The organism is Microcoleus sp. Pol11C3, from assembly GCF_036701485.1.
Lineage (GTDB): Bacteria > Cyanobacteriota > Cyanobacteriia > Cyanobacteriales > Microcoleaceae > Microcoleus.
This window is the reverse complement of sequence record NZ_JAUBQW010000312.1, coordinates 1-1193: the sequence shown is the minus strand read 5'-3', so window position 1 is coordinate 1193 and position 1193 is coordinate 1. Positions and strand designations below refer to the sequence as shown.

General features: G+C 35.0%; 1 protein-coding gene. It reads right to left on the bottom strand.

The genetic code is table 11. From position 1 onward, the window contains the following. Positions 1-40: 40 nt before the first annotated feature. Entirely contained in the window at positions 41-1129 is a 1089-nt protein-coding gene (locus QUA40_RS28810; protein WP_333132140.1) for an NACHT domain-containing protein, read from the bottom strand. Between the last annotated feature and the right edge of the window lie 64 nt (positions 1130-1193).

The window sequence follows — 1193 nt, the reverse complement described above, 5'->3', positions numbered from 1 at the left end:
GAGTTTCAGCTTCTAGTCTTATGCACGAGTCTATCTTTTATTAGATAAAGTTATCACCATAAGTTCTGAAGAGCCCTTTATAATTTACGAATTCCTCGGCAGTCAAATACTCTTGAAAAGTTTGATGAGAAAAAGCATATTGTTTCCATCCCTTTTTTACAATAAGACCAGATAAAACTTCAGTAGTGGATAAAGTTTGAGAACAATTCGCAATAAGCGGCGAAATTTCCGCTTCTTCAAAATAAGACTTGCCCGCCTCAAAGGTTATAGCTGCTATACGTCTTAAGGATTTTTTCAATTCAACTACATCTATGTGTAAACGCTCATTAAATTGATTCCATTTTTCTAGTAATAAATCTATTGCTTCTCTGTAAAGATCAACTCTTTTAGACGGCAAATCTCCTCTTTCTTGAAAAATCAGACAAATTAGATGGAGTAACAGAGGCGTATCGGTCAGTTCTCGGATTCCCTGATTTTTGGGCAGATCCAGCTTTTTAATTAAGTAATTTGCTTGGGCCGATCGTTCTGGTTGTGCAATCACTGCAACTTCATCAAACCATTGTTTAATAAAATCGTCTCTCTGAGTTTTGTCAAAATCGGCTACTAAGTAAGAACGAAAATGAGCAAATTTTTTAGATTGATATGCTTGAAACTCCTTTCGACAACTGACTATAAATCGATTGTTGCTATAAATATCAACTAAATGATTAATTTGTGACTTAACACTACTAATTTTTTCTTCGATAACTTCATCTAAACCATCAAGCAAAAACAACAGTCTGCCGTGATTCAGTAAACTTTTAAGTTCTTCTTCTGAAACATTACTACAGCAGTATTTGTTGTGAATGTATCCTAATATATCAATTTCATCGGGACGCTTGGCATTGTCAGCCAAAATTTCAAGACAGATAAAAATAGGGACTAACTTGAATTGACACTCAATTTCATCACAATTAAGTGCAATGTACTGTAGTAATGTAGTTTTACCTGCACCAGGTTTACCTAATACCATCAGCTTTGAATGTCTCAGAACTACCTCATCCCATAATTGCCATTCGTGACTAAATTCTCCGGCTCCAAAGCCTTGAGCTTCATTTAGTTTAGTCTGAACATACAGGGAGCGTGTCACTTTTGCGATGAGTATTTATACTCAACTATTTCTTCGCTTACCAATTAAGTCATTTAAGTAAGCA